The sequence below is a fragment of the Chitinophagaceae bacterium genome (assembly GCA_030053935.1).
In the GTDB taxonomy this organism is placed as follows: Bacteria; Bacteroidota; Bacteroidia; order Cytophagales; family JASGCU01; genus JASGCU01.
This window is the reverse complement of sequence record JASGCU010000126.1, coordinates 1-4,568: the sequence shown is the minus strand read 5'-3', so window position 1 is coordinate 4,568 and position 4,568 is coordinate 1. Positions and strand designations below refer to the sequence as shown.

The following is a 4,568-nucleotide window of genomic DNA, read 5'->3' as shown; positions in this document are numbered from 1 at the left end:
TTCTAAATATTCTTTTCTTCTTTTCTTGTATTGTATATCCAATTAAAAAACTTACACAAAATGGGCGCTTCTCTGTACTAACCCCCCTCTATAAACACTAAACCACAATAATAACAAAACCAAATTCCGCCTACCTTATTGTAAAGAATCACATACAATCCGTTTTACTTATAACATATTAACGTATTTCCATACTCTACTTTTTATGCTTATACCTCAATAGATATATTATTGTTTATATTATTCTGTATAGAGATTGAATTAATTTTAAAAGTATTTTCTATAATAGGTTCTATAATTTACTATTTGGTGTTTCTTAAAAATTTGTTTTGCTGAAGTATTTAGGTTCATAAGATATATTAAGATTATTCATTTTTCCATTGACTGATTATTTCCACTGAATATGGTATTTGTAATATTATCAAAATATCTACTACCACTTTTACAATAGTATGTTTGTCAATGTGCTTGTGATTTACCTTTTCTATTTTTATGACAGTCGCGTCCATAACAATGGAAGCATTTAATTTTATCTTTTATCCAATGTAATTCACCTAAAGAATCATAGTATTCGGAAGTATTTATTATTTTATGGATTTGTATCATTTTTACAAGTTTAAATAAAAAAAATGAATATATACCAACAAAAATAACTAAAATAAATATTATGTTATTATTTTATTTTTCACCAATCTAAATGTTATTAAGAGGGGAAAACTTTATTTTTGTGATTTGTGAAATATATGAATAAGAAAGTATTTTTTTGATTCTACAATAGATCAAAAGAATATATTTACCAAAATAAAAAAGATGAAGCATACAGAGTTTTTTGATGGGGTGTGTATGAACATAAGTGAAGATATTACAAAAAAATACAGCACTTCTTTTGGTTTAGGTATATTATTATTGCCTAAAAAATACAGAAAGGGTATCTATGGAGTATATGCCTTTGTAAGGTTTGCAGATGAAATAGTGGATACTTTTTTTTATAAAGATGTGCATTTTTTGTTATCAGATTTTGTAAAAGAAACAGAACGGGCTTTAGAGCATACAATAAGTTTTAATCCTATACTCCATTCATTTCAATTAGTGGTAGATGAGTATGGGATAGAAAAAGAGCATATAAGGGCTTTCTTTTCGAGTATGGAAATGGATATACATAAAACAACGTATACCGAAGAGGAATATAAAAAATATATCTATGGTTCTGCGGAAGTAATAGGGCTTATGTGTCTCAAAGTATTTTGTGAAAAAGATATACAAAAATATAATTCTCTGGTATACGCAGCTCAAAAATTGGGGTCTGCTTTTCAAAAAATAAATTTCTTGCGAGATATAAAGAGTGATTTTTATGAACGCGGGAGAACCTATTTTCCAAATATAGAAGTAGAAAAACTTACTATTCATCAAAAAAAAGAAATAGAAAGAGATATAAACCAAGAATTTGAAATAGCATATAAAGGAATCCAAAATCTTCCATCCCAGGTAAGATACAGTGTTTTATTAGCATATAAGTATTATAAACTACTCCTTTTCAAGATACAAAAATCTACTCCCGCCGATATTCTAAACAAAAGGATTCGCATCTCAAATGCAATAAAGATATCTCTCTTTCTCAAAATATACTTCTATTCCTTATTAAAAAGATAACAGATGGGAGGTTTCGTTTTACAAAAAGATATACTATTAGAGCATATTATTGTAGCATTGATGTCTTGTCAGTATTCTTTTGCAGTATGGAGAAATCCTCTTGAAAAAACAATGCATGGATTTGCATCTCCACAGAGGATACCCCTAGAAAATCCTATTCATATAGAAGCATCAAAACCCTGTTTTATTTTTTCTCCTTTCTGTAAAGATGAAAACCACTATCCCTTTCAAATCTGTAACGATTTTTCTTTTCACATCAAAGAAGACAATACTATAGAAATAGAAGTATCTCCCGAACTGCCAACAGAAAAAAAAAACTTTTTTATGTCCGCCATCAAGAATGGAGAGGCAAAAAATATACATAGTTTTATCTCTTTCTATACAAATGAAACCGATGAAATATTTTTTAAACATAAAAAAAGTACTTCTCAAAAATATTACAAAAATATAGTGCAAAAAGGAATGGAATGTATTGAAAAAAAACATTTTCAAAAAGTAGTTCTTTCCCGGTTTGAGAAAATAAATACAACACAAGATTTTAACATATTCCCTTGCTTTACAGATCTATTATCAAAATACCCCTCTTGCTTTCTTTCTTTTGTAGGAATACCGCAACGTGGCTTATGGATAGGGGCAACCCCTGAAATTTTATTAACCACAGAAAAAAAAAAATGGTTTAAGACAGTTGCACTCGCAGGTACTCAAAAAATACCTCATGACTTTCTTTTAGAAAACATGGGATGGAAGCAAAAAGAAATAGAAGAACAAGCACTTGTCTCCCGATATATTGTAGATTGCTTTAAAAAAATACGATTAAGAGAATTCCAAGAAATAGGACCAAAAATTGTATCGGTAGGAAATATTGCACATATAAAAACAGAATTTTTAGTAGATATGCAAGAAACAAATTATATGAACTTAGCAAGTATAATGCTACCTCTCCTTCACCCTACTTCTGCTGTATGTGGGATGCCATTAGATACTTCCATCAAATTTATACAAGAATATGAGGATTTTAACAGAAGTTTTTTTACGGGATATTTGGGATATATAAATAAAAATGAAAATACAAGTATCTATGTAAATATAAGATGCACGCAGGTATTAAATAATTGTATGATACTCTATGCAGGTGCGGGAATAACAACAGAATCTATTCCACAAAAAGAATGGAAAGAAACAGAATTAAAATTAGATACCATTAGAAAAATAATTTTAAAAACAGGTAATATTTGCTAAAAAATATCTTTTGTATATATTGCTATTGAGATAAAAAAATAACAAAGAACACATACATATAACTCATTTTATTTATGATAATAACAAAGACACCCTTTAGGGTCAGTTTTGCAGGGGGAGGGAGTGATTTGAAAGAATATTATTTGGAAAACGAAGGCGCTGTTTTAAGCGTAACGATTGATAAATACATATATCTTTCTATGCACCCATATTTTTATGATAAAAAATATCTCTTAAAGTACTCTCAATTGGAATCCGTAGATTCTATTGAAAACATACAGCATAGAATTATTAAACAAGTTTTCAAAAAATATCATATAGAGGGAGTGGACTTTAACTCTAGTGCTGATATACCATCGGGTACAGGGCTCGGTTCCTCATCTGCTTTCACATCAGGACTTATACAACTTTGCAATGCTTATTTGGGAAAATATATTTCTAAACATGATATTGCAGAACAAGCATGCGATATGGAAATTAATATATTAGGAGAACCAATAGGAAAACAAGACCAATTTGCATGCACCTTTGGAGGACTTAATTTTATCCAATTCTATGGAGATGAAAAAGTGGGAATGGAAAAAATAAAACTCAATCCTCAAGTATACCGTACCTTAGAAAAAAACTTACTCATGTTTTATTTAGGAATCACCCGAAAAGCATCTGATATATTAGCAGAGCAGAAGCAAAACACACAAATGAGTAGTAAACAGAAAAAAAACCTCAGTAGAATGGTATCTTTAGCAAAAGATCTCAAAAAAGAATTACAATCTCAAAATATTCATACGATGGGAGAAATTTTAAATACAGGATGGCATTATAAAAAAGAATTGGCATCAGGTATTTCGAATACAGATATAGACACTTATTACGAAAGAGCAATACAAGCGGGCGCAAGAGGCGGAAAATTATTAGGAGCAGGTGGAGGAGGATTTCTACTTTTTTATGTAGAAGAAAATTTTCACCAATCTGTCCGATCAGCCCTCTCTCATTTATACGAACTCCCTTTTGGATTTGAAGACACAGGAACAACTATTATTTTTTAATTACAAAATAAATCTAAACTATATTATTATATGCAAACATTAGAAATAATCAACAATTATATTTCACATTTAAAAGACACTCTCGATACTTTTAATCGCAATGAAATAGTGGCTCTTCATACTATATTAGAAGAAACTCGCCAAAAAGGTAAAAAAACTATCATCTTTGGCAATGGAGGAAGCGGTTCTACTGCTTCTCATTTTGCTTGTGATATTAACAAAGGAGTTTCTCTCAAACAACAAAAAAAACATAAAATTATTGCTCTCACCGACAACATACCTACTATGCTTGCTTATGCCAATGATATGGGATACGAAGAAGTATTTGTAGAACAGATGAAAAACTTTTTGGAAGAAGGAGATATTGTAATAGGTATATCCGGAAGTGGCAATTCTAAAAACGTTTTAAAAGCAATTGAATATGCAAATAGTAAAGGAAATACCACTATTGGAATAACGGGATACAATGGTGGAAAACTAAAACAAATATCCAAAATGAGCGTGAACGCCCATGTAAACGATATGCAGATTTCTGAAGACCTCCACATGATATTAGTACATCTGATGATGAAAACACTCTGTGAAATGGGAGAATAGAGGCTTAGTAAACAAATCTCCATAAAGAAAAACTCA

The 4,568-nt window shown here is 29.9% G+C and carries 5 protein-coding genes; 4 read left to right on the top strand and 1 reads right to left on the bottom strand.

Going from position 1 to position 4,568, the window contains the following annotated elements; translation table 11 throughout:
- Window positions 1-459: 459 nt before the first annotated feature.
- The gene (locus QM536_09435) at window positions 460-606 is read right to left on the bottom strand and encodes a hypothetical protein (protein ID MDI9357231.1); all 147 of its coding nucleotides are present in this window, start codon (window positions 604-606) and stop codon (window positions 460-462) included.
- Between the two features lie 204 nt (window positions 607-810).
- Between QM536_09435 and QM536_09430 the strand changes: the two genes are divergently transcribed.
- The 4 genes from QM536_09430 to QM536_09415 all read left to right on the top strand — a co-directional run bounded on the left by QM536_09430 (window position 811) and on the right by QM536_09415 (window position 4,532).
- Window positions 811-1,650 carry a phytoene/squalene synthase family protein gene (locus tag QM536_09430; protein MDI9357230.1) on the top strand — a complete coding sequence of 280 codons (840 nt, stop codon included), beginning with the start codon at window positions 811-813 and terminating at the stop codon, window positions 1,648-1,650.
- A gap of 3 nt (window positions 1,651-1,653) precedes the next feature.
- Window positions 1,654-2,889 carry a chorismate-binding protein gene (locus QM536_09425; protein ID MDI9357229.1) on the top strand — a complete coding sequence of 412 codons (1,236 nt, stop codon included), beginning with the start codon at window positions 1,654-1,656 and terminating at the stop codon, window positions 2,887-2,889.
- 74 nt (window positions 2,890-2,963) lie between these two features.
- Window positions 2,964-3,935 carry a hypothetical protein gene (locus QM536_09420; protein ID MDI9357228.1) on the top strand — a complete coding sequence of 324 codons (972 nt, stop codon included), beginning with the start codon at window positions 2,964-2,966 and terminating at the stop codon, window positions 3,933-3,935.
- Window positions 3,936-3,965: 30 nt separating this feature from the next.
- Window positions 3,966-4,532 carry an SIS domain-containing protein gene (locus QM536_09415; GenBank protein MDI9357227.1) on the top strand — a complete coding sequence of 189 codons (567 nt, stop codon included), beginning with the start codon at window positions 3,966-3,968 and terminating at the stop codon, window positions 4,530-4,532.
- Window positions 4,533-4,568 lie beyond the last annotated feature (36 nt).

What these genes read in the sequence shown, in the direction of transcription:
- QM536_09425 (MDI9357229.1), top strand. Translation starts at nt 1,654, where the DNA reads ATGGGAGGTTTCGTTTTACAAAAAGATATACTATTAGAGCATATTATT.
- QM536_09415 (MDI9357227.1), top strand. Translation starts at nt 3,966, where the DNA reads ATGCAAACATTAGAAATAATCAACAATTATATTTCACATTTAAAAGAC.
- QM536_09435 (MDI9357231.1), bottom strand. Translation starts at nt 606, where the DNA reads ATGATACAAATCCATAAAATAATAAATACTTCCGAATACTATGATTCT.
- QM536_09430 (MDI9357230.1), top strand. Translation starts at nt 811, where the DNA reads ATGAAGCATACAGAGTTTTTTGATGGGGTGTGTATGAACATAAGTGAA.
- QM536_09420 (MDI9357228.1), top strand. Translation starts at nt 2,964, where the DNA reads ATGATAATAACAAAGACACCCTTTAGGGTCAGTTTTGCAGGGGGAGGG.